This window comes from Paenibacillus sp. RC67 (genome assembly GCF_030020805.1).
GTDB lineage: Bacteria > Bacillota > Bacilli > Paenibacillales > NBRC-103111 > Paenibacillus_S.
Window position 1 is genome coordinate 16,485 of sequence record NZ_CP125098.1, and the last position, 14,039, is coordinate 30,523.

General features: G+C 48.8%; 16 protein-coding genes and 1 riboswitch. Of the genes, 14 read left to right on the top strand and 2 right to left on the bottom strand.

All coding sequences use genetic code 11. The annotated features are described in order from the left end of the window. Positions 1-19: 19 nt before the first annotated feature. Genes QMA13_RS00095 through QMA13_RS00110 form a run of 4 tightly spaced genes read left to right on the top strand, consistent with a single transcriptional unit; the run spans position 20 to position 2,987 of the window. Positions 20-706, top strand: a complete 687-nt coding sequence (locus QMA13_RS00095; RefSeq protein WP_282938723.1) for an RNA polymerase sigma factor — start codon at positions 20-22, stop codon at positions 704-706. Continuing rightward, positions 703-1,230: an anti-sigma factor family protein gene (locus tag QMA13_RS00100; protein WP_282938724.1), complete on the top strand. Its 528-nt coding sequence runs from the start codon at positions 703-705 to the stop codon at positions 1,228-1,230. The genes QMA13_RS00095 and QMA13_RS00100 overlap by 4 nt, the downstream gene beginning before the upstream one ends. Further along, positions 1,230-2,321 carry a hypothetical protein gene (locus tag QMA13_RS00105; protein ID WP_282938725.1) on the top strand — a complete coding sequence of 364 codons (1,092 nt, stop codon included), beginning with the start codon at positions 1,230-1,232 and terminating at the stop codon, positions 2,319-2,321. The genes QMA13_RS00100 and QMA13_RS00105 overlap by 1 nt, the downstream gene beginning before the upstream one ends. 3 nt (positions 2,322-2,324) lie before the next feature. Next, positions 2,325-2,987: a LiaF transmembrane domain-containing protein gene (locus QMA13_RS00110; protein WP_282938726.1), complete on the top strand. Its 663-nt coding sequence runs from the start codon at positions 2,325-2,327 to the stop codon at positions 2,985-2,987. A gap of 82 nt (positions 2,988-3,069) precedes the next feature. Here the strand turns inward: QMA13_RS00110 and tadA are convergent, their stop codons facing one another. Next, positions 3,070-3,531: a tRNA adenosine(34) deaminase TadA gene (tadA, locus tag QMA13_RS00115; RefSeq protein WP_282938728.1), complete on the bottom strand. Its 462-nt coding sequence runs from the start codon at positions 3,529-3,531 to the stop codon at positions 3,070-3,072. Positions 3,532-3,747: 216 nt separating this feature from the next. Then, the gene (locus tag QMA13_RS00120) at positions 3,748-4,185 is read right to left on the bottom strand and encodes a thiol-disulfide oxidoreductase DCC family protein (protein WP_282943181.1); all 438 of its coding nucleotides are present in this window, start codon (positions 4,183-4,185) and stop codon (positions 3,748-3,750) included. A gap of 243 nt (positions 4,186-4,428) precedes the next feature. On the opposite strand from QMA13_RS00120, the gene ychF reads away from it, so the two are divergent. The 10 genes from ychF (at position 4,429) to glyA (ending at position 13,933) form a co-directional block, all read left to right on the top strand. Beyond that, entirely contained in the window at positions 4,429-5,529 is a 1,101-nt protein-coding gene (gene ychF, locus QMA13_RS00125) for a redox-regulated ATPase YchF (RefSeq protein WP_282938729.1), read from the top strand. Positions 5,530-5,568: 39 nt separating this feature from the next. Next, entirely contained in the window at positions 5,569-6,642 is a 1,074-nt protein-coding gene (gene prfA, locus QMA13_RS00130; protein WP_282943182.1) for a peptide chain release factor 1, read from the top strand. Positions 6,643-6,646: 4 nt separating this feature from the next. After that, positions 6,647-7,546, top strand: coding sequence for a peptide chain release factor N(5)-glutamine methyltransferase (prmC, locus tag QMA13_RS00135; protein WP_282938730.1), 900 nt, complete (start codon positions 6,647-6,649; stop codon positions 7,544-7,546). Between the two features lie 128 nt (positions 7,547-7,674). After that, a complete protein-coding gene (gene spoIIR, locus QMA13_RS00140; protein WP_282938731.1) occupies positions 7,675-8,478 on the top strand; it encodes a stage II sporulation protein R in 804 nt (267 codons plus the stop codon). 95 nt (positions 8,479-8,573) lie between these two features. Further along, complete coding sequence (locus QMA13_RS00145; protein WP_282938732.1) at positions 8,574-9,647, top strand: L-threonylcarbamoyladenylate synthase; 1,074 nt, start codon at positions 8,574-8,576, stop codon at positions 9,645-9,647. A 280-nt stretch (positions 9,648-9,927) separates the two neighbouring features. Continuing rightward, on the top strand, positions 9,928-10,491 hold the full coding sequence (locus tag QMA13_RS00150) for a manganese efflux pump MntP (RefSeq protein WP_282938734.1): 564 nt from the start codon (positions 9,928-9,930) through the stop codon (positions 10,489-10,491). Between the two features lie 121 nt (positions 10,492-10,612). Next, entirely contained in the window at positions 10,613-11,197 is a 585-nt protein-coding gene (locus QMA13_RS00155) for a low molecular weight protein arginine phosphatase (protein WP_282938736.1), read from the top strand. A 104-nt stretch (positions 11,198-11,301) separates the two neighbouring features. Beyond that, positions 11,302-11,382, top strand: a riboswitch (ZMP/ZTP riboswitch). A gap of 99 nt (positions 11,383-11,481) precedes the next feature. After that, a complete protein-coding gene (gene rpiB / locus QMA13_RS00160) occupies positions 11,482-11,940 on the top strand; it encodes a ribose 5-phosphate isomerase B (RefSeq protein ID WP_282938738.1) in 459 nt (152 codons plus the stop codon). A gap of 31 nt (positions 11,941-11,971) precedes the next feature. Then, complete coding sequence (locus tag QMA13_RS00165; RefSeq protein WP_282938739.1) at positions 11,972-12,601, top strand: TIGR01440 family protein; 630 nt, start codon at positions 11,972-11,974, stop codon at positions 12,599-12,601. An 84-nt stretch (positions 12,602-12,685) separates the two neighbouring features. Continuing rightward, positions 12,686-13,933: a serine hydroxymethyltransferase gene (gene glyA, locus QMA13_RS00170; protein WP_282938741.1), complete on the top strand. Its 1,248-nt coding sequence runs from the start codon at positions 12,686-12,688 to the stop codon at positions 13,931-13,933. The last annotated feature ends 106 nt before the right edge of the window (positions 13,934-14,039 follow it).

The window sequence follows — 14,039 nt, forward strand, 5'->3', positions numbered from 1 at the left end:
GTATACTAGGTAAAACGATATGATGAGGGAGCTGCATAAAGCGGCTCTTTTTTTGTTGTTGTACAATAAGGAAGTTTTTCCGAAAAAAATAATCGAGCCTGTGCAGTGGTTTGTCTTGGAGAGATCGTCTATTCTTTCGGAGAGGAGGGGGAGAACCATTTCAGAAGAAACAGAGTGGATCGAGCGCATTGTAGCCGGCGACGTGCAATCATTTCGCTTATTGATGGACAAATATAATACGTATTTATATCAAGTTGCGTTCTCTGTGCTGCATTCCAGCAAAGACGCAGAGGATGTGACACAGGAAGCACTGTGGAAAATATATGCTTCTCTCCCTTCCTACCAGCATCAAGGCTTTAAAACATGGATTACTCGAATAACTGTGAACAAAGCGATAGATTATAAACGTTCGCGCGAACGAAAAAGAGAGCAGCTAACGGACGAGCCTGAGCAACTCCTTCCGGTGAATCCGGTACATACGGTGGAGGAGGAAGTACTCCATAGGCATAGGCAGCAGAGGATCCGGGAATGTCTGGATGACTTGCCTGATAACTACCGTGATGTGGTCGTGGCCTTTTATATAGAGGACAAAAGCTATCAGCAAATTGCATCGGAGCAGGGAGTTACTCTGAAAACAGTGGAATCAAAGTTGTATCGAGCCAAGCAGTGGATCCGCAAGCATTGGAAGGAGGAAGAGTGGGGATGAAGCATTACACGGTAGAAGAATGGTCCAAATATGCTAGACAGGAGCTTACTTCAGAGGAGCAGCTAGAGTACGAAATACATCTTAGTTCATGTGATGAATGTCTTGATAAGTATATGCAAGGATTGGAACTCACAACGGATACCTTCCCAAGGCTTGCAGAGGCGGCAGAAGATGCTATCGTGGAGTCGGTTATGCAGCGGATCGAATACGAATCTACCCGATCATTTCAGGCCGTAGAGATTCCTTCTCAGCCTCTTTCAAAACGCCAAGATCGCACAGCCTCATCATTCCTGCGGCATCCTGTGTTCCACTATGCTGTGGCTGCTGTCATTACACTGCTGCTGATGGGAACGAGCACCTTCCATTCATTGATGGACCGAATAGGTTCCGCGGAGACAAATATAGAGGCAGGGCCGTGGGTACAGGAAGAAATCCGTTCATCCGTATCTCAAAAAATTATGGAAAAAACGATCGTGATGTTGGACTCGCTTCAGCCCAAACACGAAAGAGGGGGAACACGATAATGAGACCTAAAAGTGCGATGACAGCGCTGCTGTTATCTTTTATCCCTGGAATGGGACACTTATATTTGAACCGCGTGGTAAGGGCGTTCATTTACGGCATTGGATTTTTCGGACCCGTTGCATTGATGTGCTTACTGGTTTTTGCAGGAGGATACAGGCACAGAGGCGATTTTCTAGTCTTTCTGATGGTCGTTGCCCTATTTTTTGCCGTGATCAACATGATTGATATGGTTATAGCTCTTGTGAGAGGGAACGTGCCTGCTTTGGCAGTTTTGCCTACTTACACAGATGATGGAATGATAATGGCACCTCAGAACAATGGGAATGACCGGTTTCTTACGATTGTGCTTTCGTTTATTCCGGGGCTTGGCCATTTCCAGCTTGGCTTGATGCAGAGGGGCTTGGCCTTTCTAATCGCGTTCTTCGGATCTTTGGCTATGGTCATTTTCGTAGCTGTGTTGACTCATAGGGATGGGTTTCTAGCCTTTCTTTGCATACTGCCTATTATTTGGCTTTACTCTATGTTCGACAGTGTACAGCAGCTGAACCGTAAGCAGCGAGGAGAAGAGCTTATCGATCAGACGTTCTTCGAGGATTTCCAGGAAAGCCGCGAGGACGGCAGAAAGAGCAAAATGATTGCTACGTTCCTATCTATCGTACCTGGAGCGGGACATATGTATCTGGGCCTGCAAAAAAGAGGACTTCAGCTGATGGCGGCTTTCCTGCTGCTCATCTACATTATGGATGTGCTTCGTCTATCGATTTTCTTGTTTTTGATACCGATTCTATGGTTTTATAGCTTCTTTGACGCGCTTCAACAAATCTCCAAGCAAGGACGGGAAGAGCTAAAAGATTTGCCTTTCGTTGACTGGCTAGTTAACCACCAAAAATGGGTCGGCATCGTGCTGCTCGCTTTAGGAGGCTATTATTTAGCTGATGAGGTCATCTTGAGCGCGTTGGATCGGATGTTCCCTAAGGAACGGATTTCTATGCTGTTTCATCAATATTTTCAAACCTTTGTTGTATCCGTAATCTTGATAGGCGGCGGTCTTCGATTGCTGGTCGGAAGCAAAAATCGAAAGGACGGATAGACGATGAAAAAGTGGCGTGTAGGCACGTTATCGATGGGGTTAACCTTAATTTTATTAGGCGTCATTTTGTTTATGTCTCAGTGGCGGGGTGCCCAGGCCTTTGATGTGTTCATTGCTTGGTGGCCGATTATCTTCGTCATGCTGGGATTGGAAATTATTCTCTATTTGTTGTTCTCCCGAAAAGAAAACAGCATCCTTCATTATGATTTTATGAGCTTGTTTTTCGTTGGAGTACTTTGTATCGGCTGTCTTGGCTTTACAATGCTCACATCGGTTGGTATTTTGGGTGAGGTTCGTTCCATGATAGGGGCGACGGAGCAAACTCGGGATTTACCTACCGTGAAGGAAGCCTTGGGAGATGGTGTAAAAAAGATTGTCGTACAATCGGGAGACCAAAGTATAAAAATTGATAAATCAACGGATCGTTCCGTTCAGGTATTCGGTACGTTTCGTGAACGGATTAAAGGTGGCGAGCAATCCCGTCCGTTGGACAAGGACCAGATCGTTTCCGTACATACAGCCGGAGATGTCATGTATGTGCAGATCAAACGACTGCCGTCGGAACAAGGGCTTCAATCGTATTATCCTTGGATGACGGTAACGGTAGTGCTTCCAGAGGGTGTGCAGGTTGAGCTTAGAGGATCTGATAATCAAGTCATATCATAAGAAAAAAGCAGGAGCCGGGATAACCCGAGCCTCCTGCTTTTTTCCACATAGGGAATGCTAATTTCACTAAAGAACGGTTTTCTTATGCTTTTCCTCTTAACCGACGGAAAAATTGGGTAAGCATGCTGCTGCATTCTTCTTGAAGCACGCCTGAAGTGACTTCCACACGATGATTAAAGCGCTCTTCCTGTAAAAGATTCATCAGAGTACCTGCGCAGCCCGCCTTAGGGTCGGTTGTTCCGTAAATAACCTGTGGAATTCTGGACTGAACGATCGCGCCGGCGCACATCGGGCAAGGCTCCAGTGTCACATAAAGTCTGCAATCAAGCAATCTCCAAGCATTCAAATGTTCACTGGCTTGCTTTATGGCGATGAGTTCCGCATGAGCAAGCGGGTCTCGAGTCGTCTCACGTAGGTTGTGGCCGCGGCCGATAATGGTGTCATTCCATACGACAACGGCACCAATAGGTACTTCTAACAGTGCCTCAGCTTTGCGGGCTTCTTCCATAGCGGCGTTCATAAAAGGGATATGTTGTTGTTGCACACAGGCACCTCATTTCTAATATCAACTTATTCACAGGTGGATGCTGACGAACAAGTATTCGATTTGTTAACATGCTGTGGATAACTTTGTGGATAACCCAGTTATTATGCACATTTCATTGTAGGTAATTGGGGATATTTCCGCAAGTTCCCTTGGTTTGTTCCAATTTCTATCCCCAAATGGGGATAAGGAGATCTACGCATAGGATCCGTATATTCATATAAATTTGCGCCGTATGTCGGCCGTCGGAATCATACAGCTATCCTGTTTGCCGAGCAGCTTGTGACGCCGTTTGGCGACCCAGCGGTATAGGCTGTCTCTCCAACGTGCTGGCACGCATGTAAATATATAAAGCAGAGTCCAGCCGCGGCCGAGTCGTTTGCAAATTTGCAGTACAGCAGCAGAGTGAGTATATACAATGCCTTCATCGATGAGAATAACAGAATCGATAGTGGGATCATCCAGAATTTCTGGAGGCAATAGCGATTGTGCCGTATCCGATTGCAGCTGTGCAAAGCGAAATATGTCCTTTTTGTCGTGGCGAATAATAAATTGGACCGAGCCGCTGCAAAAACGGCATTCTCCGTCAAACAGCATAATCGGGTGTTCGAATGTATCGGACTGAAGATTGGAATCAACGAAGCGGGCTTTCATTGCGATCACCTTTTTTCATGGAGAAATATATATTCATTATACTGTTATATGCTCGCCTCGTTAATGCTTTAGACAAAGTTGTATTAAGGAAAGCTCAAGAAATAGCTCATTTATGGGGTAAGTCATGGGCATTCAATGATTTTTATTGGAAAAAGAAGCAGTAAGGTGACAGAAACCCTGTTTTTGCGATATAATAACTATTTAGGGATATTGAATAACGATAATTAAGGAGTTGTCCTATACATGGCTTTGAAAGCTGGGATCGTGGGCCTGCCGAACGTTGGCAAATCCACTTTATTTAATGCGATTACGCAAGCGGGCGCTGAGTCAGCAAACTACCCTTTCTGTACGATTGATCCGAACGTAGGTGTAGTAGAGGTTCCCGATGAGCGGCTGGTGAAGTTAACGGAGATGGTCGTTCCTAAAAGTGTCGTTCCAACGGCATTTGAATTTGTAGATATTGCTGGACTTGTTAAGGGCGCAAGCCGAGGCGAAGGACTGGGTAACAAGTTCCTTGCCCACATCCGTGAAGTGGACGCCATTGTCCACGTTGTTCGCTGTTTTCAAGATGAGAATATTACACACGTATCCGGTACGGTCAATCCTATCAGCGACATTGAGACTATCAACCTGGAGTTGATCTTGGCTGACGTTGAATCAGTTGAGAAGCGGATTGAGCGTTCCCGTAAAAATATGAAAGGCGGCGACAAAAAATACGCTGCTGAAGTTGAGTGCCTGGAGCGGGTTAAAGAGGCGTTGTATAACGACAAGCCGGCTCGCAGTGTGGAATTAACTGATGATGAGAAGCTGTTGATTCGTGACCTTCATTTGCTGACAATGAAGCCGATGCTGTACGCAGCTAATGTGAGTGAAGAGGAAGTAGCGAATGCAGAGGACAATCCTTTCGTACAAAAAGTTCGTGAATTCGCGGCTCTTGAAGGTGCCGAAGTAGTTCCGATCAGCGCGAAGGTAGAGTCCGAAATCGCTGAGCTTGAAGGCGAAGACAAAGAAATGTTCCTAGAAGAGCTTGGCTTGCAGGAATCCGGTCTCAATCGTTTGATCAAGGCTGCTTACAAGCTGCTTGGTTTGTACACTTACTTCACCGCTGGGGTACAAGAAGTTCGTGCTTGGACGATCCGCAAAGGTATGAAAGCTCCGCAAGCAGCTGGGGTCATTCATACTGATTTCGAACGTGGATTTATCCGTGCAGAGGTTGTCGGCTACGATGATTTGGTTAATGCGGGCTCGATGAACGCGGCAAAAGAAAAAGGACAGCTGCGTTTGGAAGGAAAAGAGTACGTGGTGCAGGACGGCGATGTTATGCACTTCCGTTTTAACGTCTAAACTATATACTATCTGATGTGACATAAGGGGTGAATGATGATGCTAGACAGACTGCAATCACTTGCGGACCGATATGAGAAATTAAGCGAGCTTCTGTGTGATCCGGATGTAACGAGCGATACGAAAAAGCTGCGGGAGTATTCCAAGGAGCAATCCGATCTTCAGGAATCCTACGAGGCTTATACCGAATACAAAACGGTCGTAGAGCAATACGACGCTGCCAGAGCTATGCAAAACGAGAAGCTGGACGATGAAATGCGTGAGCTAGTCAAGATGGAGCTGGATGAGCTTTCAGAACGTAAGGAGGAACTGGAGGAGCGTATCAAAATTTTGATGCTTCCTAAGGACCCTAACGATGACAAAAACGTTATCGTCGAAATCCGCGGCGCTGCGGGTGGAGATGAAGCGGCTTTGTTCGCTTCGGACTTGTACCGGATGTATTCCAAATATGCCGATACTCAAGGCTGGAGAACGGACGTTATGGACGTCAGCATGAACGATCTGGGCGGATTTAAAGAAATCATCTTTATGGTGAACGGTAAGGGAGCTTACAGTAAGCTGAAGTACGAAAGCGGTGCTCACCGTGTCCAACGGATCCCAACTACGGAATCGGGCGGACGGATTCATACATCCACTTCCACTGTAGCTGTACTTCCTGAAATGGAAGACATTGACATCGAAATTAACGATAACGATATTCGCGTCGATACATTTTGTTCGAGCGGTGCGGGCGGACAGTCCGTTAATACGACGAAGTCGGCGGTTCGGGTAACCCACGTACCGACGGGCATTGTTGCGACATGTCAGGATGGAAAGTCGCAGAACTCCAATAAGGAAAAAGCACTTCAAGTGCTTCGTGCCCGGATTTTCGATAAGCTGCAGCAGGAAGAAATGTCCAAGTATGCTGGCGAGCGGAAAAGCAAAGTGGGTACAGGAGATCGAAGCGAACGCATTAGAACCTATAACTTCCCACAAAGCCGTGTTACCGACCATCGTATCGGTTTGACACTGCATCGTTTGGATGCTGTATTGAACGGCGATATGGACGAAATCATCTCCACCTTGACGATTGCTGCGCAATCGGACCTTATGGATAAAGGGGAACAAGAGTAAACCAATGACCGTCGAACGGAAGTTGACGATTCGTGAAGCCTATGTTGAGGCTTCTTCTTTTTTACAGGGGTATGATGTGAGCGAAGCGTCCAACTGCGCTGAACTGTTGATACAGCATTTGCTTGGTTGGAACCGCAGCGAAATGCTGTTTCGCTGGCATGAAATGTTCCCCGTGGAACTTGAAAAGCAATGGCATGAGCTGCTGGAGCGTAAAGCGGCTGGAGAGCCGGTCCAATATATTATTGGTGAACAGGATTTCTATGGACTTACCTTCAAGGTAACGCCTGCGGTGCTTATACCACGTCCAGAAACCGAGCTGCTGGTCGAACAGATGGTTCTGCTTGGAAGCAGGCTCTGGCCTGGGAAAGACGCTGCTCCGCTCGTTGCCGATATAGGGGCCGGGAGCGGAGCCATTGCCGTGACTCTTGCCGCTCAGTGCCCGCACTGGCGCCTGATGAGCTCGGACATCTCGCCGACAGCTTTAATGGTTGCACGAGAGAATGCAGAGCGCCTCGGTGTAGGAGAAAGAGTCACCTTCTTAGAGGGTGACCTGTTGGAGCCTTACATCGAGCAGCAGCTGCGAATCGATGCTGTAGTATCCAATCCTCCGTATATACCGGAGGAGGATGAAGCGGGGCTGCAGCCGGAGGTAAGGCTGTATGAGCCTGCATCTGCCTTGTACGGCGGACAGGATGGACTGGTGCTGTACCGGCGACTCATCGCGCAGCTGGGCGAGCTTGTCAAGATGCCTTCACTTGTCGGGCTTGAGGTTGGAATGGGCCAGGCTGAAGCTGTGTCACGAATGCTTGCTGAAGCGGCGGAGTGGGACGAGATACGTATTGTACCGGATTTGGCGGGTATTGGGCGACATGTTATGGCATGGAAGTCTGGTAATGGTAAATAAATGGATAAAGCAATTTGGTTTCTTATAAAACAGAATCTCTATTAAAAAATGCTAGATTGCTAGGTTTAGAACCTCTCTTATCGGTTCATACTAAAACTATGAAGCGATAACGAGAGGGGAAACAAGCCATGGTGAAACGGACTTCCCGAGTACGGTATTATTTTATAGCTTTTGCACTTATTCTATTAATCTTCTGCTGGGAAGCACAACGCGAGAATGCCGTAGTATTTGCCTCCAAGGTGGAGGCTGCCTCGAATGGCTCAGAGGGAGGCATTCCACAAGAGTCGATTCGATTGCGTATTTTGGCCAATTCGGACTCTCCTTCTGATCAATGGGTCAAAAGAGAAGTGCGCGATGCTATTGTTAAGCAAATGAGTCAGTGGGTTACCGGGCCTCAAACGATTGAGGAAGCAAGACAAACGGTCCGGAACCATTTGCCGGAGCTGAATGATTTGGTCGGACTCACTTTGCGTAAAAACGGTTTTAATTACACCTATCAAGTGGAGCTGGGCGTTGTTCCTTTTCCTACGAAGATGTATGGGAACGAAGTATACCCTGCCGGAAATTACGAGGCGCTTCGGGTATCCATCGGTGAAGCTGAGGGACAAAATTGGTGGTGTGTCCTGTTTCCTCCACTTTGCTTCGTTGACTCGGAAGTGATTGCCAAGAAGCCGAACGAGGTTAATGCTCAAGCGGCATCGGAGACAGCAGAGAAGGTGGCATCAAGCAAGACAAAAGACTTACAAGAGACTACATCCGGTAAAGATTTGAAACCAGCGAAGTCGACAAGTGGTTTGGTCAAGGATGCAAAAGCAGGGGGATTTGAAAGTAGCAAGCAGGTTGTGGCTAAGGCGGAAACTAAGTCTGAACAACCGGAGGTAAGGTTCTTCCTCTGGGATTTACTTAAAAAATTAGGTTCGATGTTTGCGTAAACAAGTTGTTCAAAAGGTTTCAAGCAAGCTCCTCACTGGATGAGGATTGGATATAGATGTGGACGCAAAGGATATCGGGATAGGATGGATTAAGGATGACAGCATACTGGAAGGTCTCATCGGATCAGCCGCAGCCGGAATCACTGGCAGAAGCGGCAAATACGTTGCGGCAAGGCGGGCTAGTCGCTTTTCCTACGGAAACCGTGTACGGCTTGGGGGCAGATGCCAGACAGACGGAAGCGGTAGAAATGATTTTTAAGGCCAAAGGCAGGCCGTCGGACAACCCATTGATCGTTCATATTGCACAACGGTCTCAAGTAGAGGAGCTTGTCGCTCCTCCGGATGAGACCGTTTCGCGTTTGCTGGACGCCTTCTGGCCGGGGCCGCTCACTGTGGTGCTGCCGGTACGGCCAGGCGTTCTGTCCCCGCTGGTCACCGCGGGGCTGGACTCGGTCGGGCTGCGGATGCCCGACCATCCCGTGGCGCTGCAGCTGATTGCTGCTGCAGGCTGCCCTGTGGCTGCTCCAAGCGCTAACCGCTCGGGAAGGCCAAGCCCAACACAAGCGCAGCATGTGTTGGAGGATCTTGCTGGCCGCATTGACGGCGTCGTCGACGGAGGGCCGACTGGGGTCGGCGTAGAGTCGACGGTGGTGGAGTACACCCCAGCAGCTGGCGAAGCCGGCGGCGGTGTGCTCCACATCCTGCGGCCTGGCGGCATTACCACAGCACAGCTTCGCGAAGTGCTGCCCGGCATTACGGTGCGCGAAGCTTCAGCGCACCACGAGCCCTCCGCCGCTCCCCGCGCGCCGGGGATGAAGTACACGCATTACGCCCCGCGCGGCGTAATGACTCTCGTTCAGGGCGATGCTCCTGAACGGGTGCTCGCTCGCATCCAACGCGAGCTCGACGAGGCTCACGCGCGCGGGGAACGCACGGGCGTACTCACTTACCGTGAGCACGCCGCGCTGCTGCGCGCAGATCATATCGTCGCCTGCGGAAGCATCGGCGACTTGGAATCGCTGGCGCACGGGCTCTACGCCGCGCTGCGCGAGTTCGATGAAGTGGGAGTCCACTTCATCATGGGTGAAACCTGCCCCGAAGAAGGTATCGGGGCGGCGATCATGAACCGGCTGCGCAAAGCGGCCGGCGACCGTATTATTCATGTCTGATCTATACACACCGACATTCCGGAAGTCTCGGAAGAGCCGGTGTGTTTTTTTAGCTTCATCGGTAATAGTTTAGCCTTTGCATGAGGCTCAAGCTTTTCTGCCTTCATGCTCTCCGTAAGCGTAATGAATAAATCCAAACGTTATTGCGAAAAATGGCAATAAAAAACAGCCTTTTGCCCATTTATCTGTGATAAGAACGGACCGTTTTCAAGCCCTAAGTCATGATTCTTAACTCGTCCGCATATGTTGATTAGGGACGGGGACAAGGGGTGAGTAAATAATGGATTGGACATCTCCGCTGATGGTGGGGCAATTTATCGCTATACTGATCATGGCTATCGCCTTGGGACTGGATGCACTATCGCTCGGCATTGGTATAGGGATGAGAGGCATCCGCAAGCTGGACATTATCAAGCTTAGCTTCGTTATAGCCTTATTTCATATGATCATGCCTTTGATGGGAATGTTTATGGGCAGCTATGTAAGCTCACTGATGGGCGGAATCGCCACCAAGGTTGGTGGTGCCTTGCTCCTGCTGCTTGGCATTCATATGGTATACAGCTCCATAAAAGGCGAAGAATCACGTTCCATCGACCACCGCACACTAGGTGGCTTAATCTTGTTCGCGCTTAGTGTCAGTATCGATTCCTTTTCAGTTGGCGTCTCGCTTGGAATGTTTGCCGGAGATATGGCTTTGACGGTTATTATGTTTGGGACCGTCGGTGGGATCATGTCGATTATCGGCCTGCTGCTTGGGAGCAAAATGGGGCGCTGGATCGGTGAATACGGAGAAGCGATGGGCGGGATTATTTTGCTGGCCTTTGGCGTGCATTTTTTACTGTAAACATCGGTCCATCTTATGAAAATGAATCGTTTATAGGTCCCTATTTTAAACATTTTGAGGTACAATAATAGTGAAGGCTGCATTTAGAGCCCTTAATGAAAAGTAAAGGCAGGGATCCCTGATGAATCGAATCTTATTCGTTTGTACCGGCAATACCTGCCGCAGCCCGATGGCCGAAGGATTACTCCGGCGGCTGCTGGCGGAACACAATTTACCGCATCTTGAAGTCCGTTCGGCTGGGGTTGCGGCTTTTGACGGCACTCCCGTATCTCATCATGCGGCGGCAGTATTAAAGGAGAAAGGCAGCGATTGTGACATGTCCTCCAGCGCGTTATCCAGCTCTTTAATCGAATGGGCGGATGTCGTGTTGACCATGACGTCCGGACATAAGCAGCATGCGATAGGACGCTATCCGGAGTTCGTCGATAAAATATATACATTGAAAGAATATGTGGAGGATGATCCTGAAGCGGCTGACCGGATAGCCGAGATGGAGCGGTTGATTGCCGACCTGCAGGTGAAGCGGGCACTGTCCCAACAAGTGACAGATGAGGAACGAGCAAGAATTTTAACGCTCGAACGCAAGCTGCCTGACTATGATATAGCGGATCCCTTCGGAGGCTCCTTAGCGCAATACAGGGCATGTGCGGCAGAAATTGAAGCTTCGCTGCTTAAGCTGATCGCCAAGCTGAAAGCCTCTCTGTAAAAGGTGGAGCCGGAACCGTAACTAATTCCAAATGGACTCCAGAGGAATCACTTTTTAGGCTTTACACGTGACGTCATTTCCGCTATGATAAAGATACAATTAATGGACCTTGATGTAACTGGCGACGAGTGGGCCTAACCACAGTGGAGCATCGAGGTATACGGCCGGTCGCCTGGGCAAAGAGCATCGTTGTGCTGGAAACAGCACACTGCATGCTCTTTTTTCGTGTTTCGGCTATCTATCGGTTATAATGGAGCTAACTATGGTTAGGAGGCGAAAGACAAATGAAAATTGCAATTGGAGCAGACCACGCTGGAGTTCGTTTGAAAGATGAATTGGTAGGATTTATTGAATCACTGGGACACCAGGTGGCCGATTTAGGCTGTAACTGTACGGATTCCGTCGATTATCCAGACTATGCGATCGCCGTATGTGATCAAGTGGTTGCGGGGCAAGCGGACAAAGGGATTCTGATCTGTGGTACGGGAATTGGCATGACCATTGCCGCGAACAAAGTGCCTGGCATCCGTTGCGCACTGGTGCATGATTTGTTCTCCGCCAAAGCTACGCGGGAGCATAACGATACGAATGTGCTTGCCATGGGCGAACGCGTTATTGGTCCGGGGGTAGCTCAAGAAATCGTGAAGATCTGGTTGGAGACTGAATTTTCCCGTGGGGAACGCCATCAAAATCGGATCAATAAAGTAAAAGCGCTGGAAGATAAATACGCGCTTCATCCGTAAGCGGATAGCCTGGCGAAAGAGGCGATTCATTATGGACAAAGCAGAACAATCCCAGCAAGCTGTTGCGGAAGAAACGTCACTGGATTTGAGTGCAATTCGTCTCCACTTGGAGCAGGCGCTTCGGGAGCTCATTCAGGCTGGTCACATAGAGCCGGGGCAGATTGTAGTCTTTGGAACAAGCACCAGCGAAGTATTAGGCAAGCATATCGGCACTTCGGGTACGGAAGAGGTAGCGGAGCAGCTGTTTGCGGCAATGGAAGCTGTACGGAAGGAAGTCCACTTTTATCCGGCATATCAATGCTGCGAGCATTTGAACCGTGCCATTGTAGTAGAGCGTGAGGTTATGAAGGAGTATCGGCTGGACCCCGTTTCGGTTGTTCCGGTCCCTAGGGCAGGAGGTTCAATGGCTTCCTATGCATTCAAAAAGCTTCCGAAAGCCTGTGTCGTTGAGACTATTGAAGCCCATGCAGGTATCGATATCGGAGGTACGCTGATCGGGATGCATCTGAAAAGGGTGGCAGTACCATTTAAGCCATCAATCCGAATGATCGGACAGGCGTCTATACTGGCTGCTTATACTCGCCCCAAGCTTATCGGAGGCGTACGAGCGGTTTATGATATGGACAGTTCTGTACAGAATGATGCAAGCTCTTGCACATAACAAATGTTAAATAATGAAGTTAGTTTAAGCAGAGGAATTTTTCTCTTTATAAAAATATAAGCCCATCCTAAGGAGGAACTAACTGTGGAACAATTACGCAAGCAAGACCCTAAAATCGTTGAGGCTATGAACCTTGAAATCGGTCGCCAACGCGACAAAATCGAATTGATCGCATCCGAAAACTTCGTTAGCGAAGCGGTCATGCAAGCTATGGGTACGGTACTTACGAACAAATATGCCGAAGGTTACCCTGGTCGTCGTTACTACGGCGGTTGCGAATACGTTGATATTGTGGAAGACATTGCTCGTGATCGTGCCAAAGAATTGTTCGGTGCCGAGCACGCTAACGTTCAGCCTCACTCCGGCGCACAAGCGAATATGGCGGTTTACTTGGCAGCTCTGCAACCAGGCGATACCGTATTGGGTATGAACCTGGCTCACGGCGGACACTTGACTCACGGCAGCCCTGTTAACGCATCGGGTCTTTTGTACAACTTCGTTGCTTATGGTGTAAGAGAATCCGATTCCCGTATCGACTATGATGAAGTACGTAAAGTAGCTTTCAAGCATAAGCCTCGTTTGATCGTTGCTGGTGCCAGCGCTTATCCGCGCATCATCGACTTCGAAGCTTTGAGTCAAATCGCTAATGATGTTGGCGCATTGTTCATGGTGGACATGGCTCATATCGCTGGCTTGGTTGCAGCTGGTCTGCACCCGAACCCAGTTCCTTATGCGCATTTCGTAACAACAACAACACATAAAACGCTTCGCGGTCCTCGTGGCGGTATGATTTTGTGCCGTAAACCATGGGCAGCAGCTATCGATAAAGCCGTATTCCCAGGCACACAAGGCGGCCCATTGATGCATACAATCGCCGCTAAAGCCGTATCCTTCGGCGAAGCTTTGCAACCAGAATTCAAAACTTATGCGCAAAACGTAGTTAACAATGCCAAGGCATTGTCCGAAGCTTTGGTCGCAGAGGGCGTTGACCTCGTATCCGGCGGCACAGATAACCACTTGATGCTGATCGACCTGCGCAGCTTGAACATTTCCGGTAAAGATGCAGAGCATCTGTTGGATGAAGTAGGCGTGACTGTTAATAAAAACGCTATTCCTTTCGACCCGGCCAAACCAATGGTTACTAGCGGTATTCGTATTGGTACGCCTGCGGCAACATCCCGCGGTATGAACGAAGAAGCTATGAAGACTATTGCCAAAATCATTGCTTTGACATTGAAAAACCCAACCGATGCAGCAGTTCTTGATAAAGCGCGCGGCATGGTAAAAGATTTGACGGCTCAATTCCCTCTTTATCCAGGATTGGCATACTAATAGCTTGAACTTCAAGTCGGCGCTGCCTAGCAGCTGCCGGCTTTTTTTACGTGGAATGAAAAGGAAAGGTCAGATGGGGCTAGCTCACTTTTAATGTAAAGGCGAC

What these genes read in the sequence shown, in the direction of transcription:
- ychF (WP_282938729.1), top strand. Translation starts at nt 4,429, where the DNA reads ATGGCTTTGAAAGCTGGGATCGTGGGCCTGCCGAACGTTGGCAAATCC.
- spoIIR (WP_282938731.1), top strand. Translation starts at nt 7,675, where the DNA reads ATGGTGAAACGGACTTCCCGAGTACGGTATTATTTTATAGCTTTTGCA.
- QMA13_RS00110 (WP_282938726.1), top strand. Translation starts at nt 2,325, where the DNA reads ATGAAAAAGTGGCGTGTAGGCACGTTATCGATGGGGTTAACCTTAATT.
- QMA13_RS00105 (WP_282938725.1), top strand. Translation starts at nt 1,230, where the DNA reads ATGAGACCTAAAAGTGCGATGACAGCGCTGCTGTTATCTTTTATCCCT.
- QMA13_RS00150 (WP_282938734.1), top strand. Translation starts at nt 9,928, where the DNA reads ATGGATTGGACATCTCCGCTGATGGTGGGGCAATTTATCGCTATACTG.
- QMA13_RS00165 (WP_282938739.1), top strand. Translation starts at nt 11,972, where the DNA reads ATGGACAAAGCAGAACAATCCCAGCAAGCTGTTGCGGAAGAAACGTCA.
- rpiB (WP_282938738.1), top strand. Translation starts at nt 11,482, where the DNA reads ATGAAAATTGCAATTGGAGCAGACCACGCTGGAGTTCGTTTGAAAGAT.
- QMA13_RS00100 (WP_282938724.1), top strand. Translation starts at nt 703, where the DNA reads ATGAAGCATTACACGGTAGAAGAATGGTCCAAATATGCTAGACAGGAG.
- QMA13_RS00145 (WP_282938732.1), top strand. Translation starts at nt 8,574, where the DNA reads ATGACAGCATACTGGAAGGTCTCATCGGATCAGCCGCAGCCGGAATCA.
- QMA13_RS00095 (WP_282938723.1), top strand. Translation starts at nt 20, where the DNA reads ATGATGAGGGAGCTGCATAAAGCGGCTCTTTTTTTGTTGTTGTACAAT.
- prmC (WP_282938730.1), top strand. Translation starts at nt 6,647, where the DNA reads ATGACCGTCGAACGGAAGTTGACGATTCGTGAAGCCTATGTTGAGGCT.
- QMA13_RS00155 (WP_282938736.1), top strand. Translation starts at nt 10,613, where the DNA reads ATGAATCGAATCTTATTCGTTTGTACCGGCAATACCTGCCGCAGCCCG.
- prfA (WP_282943182.1), top strand. Translation starts at nt 5,569, where the DNA reads ATGCTAGACAGACTGCAATCACTTGCGGACCGATATGAGAAATTAAGC.
- QMA13_RS00120 (WP_282943181.1), bottom strand. Translation starts at nt 4,185, where the DNA reads ATGAAAGCCCGCTTCGTTGATTCCAATCTTCAGTCCGATACATTCGAA.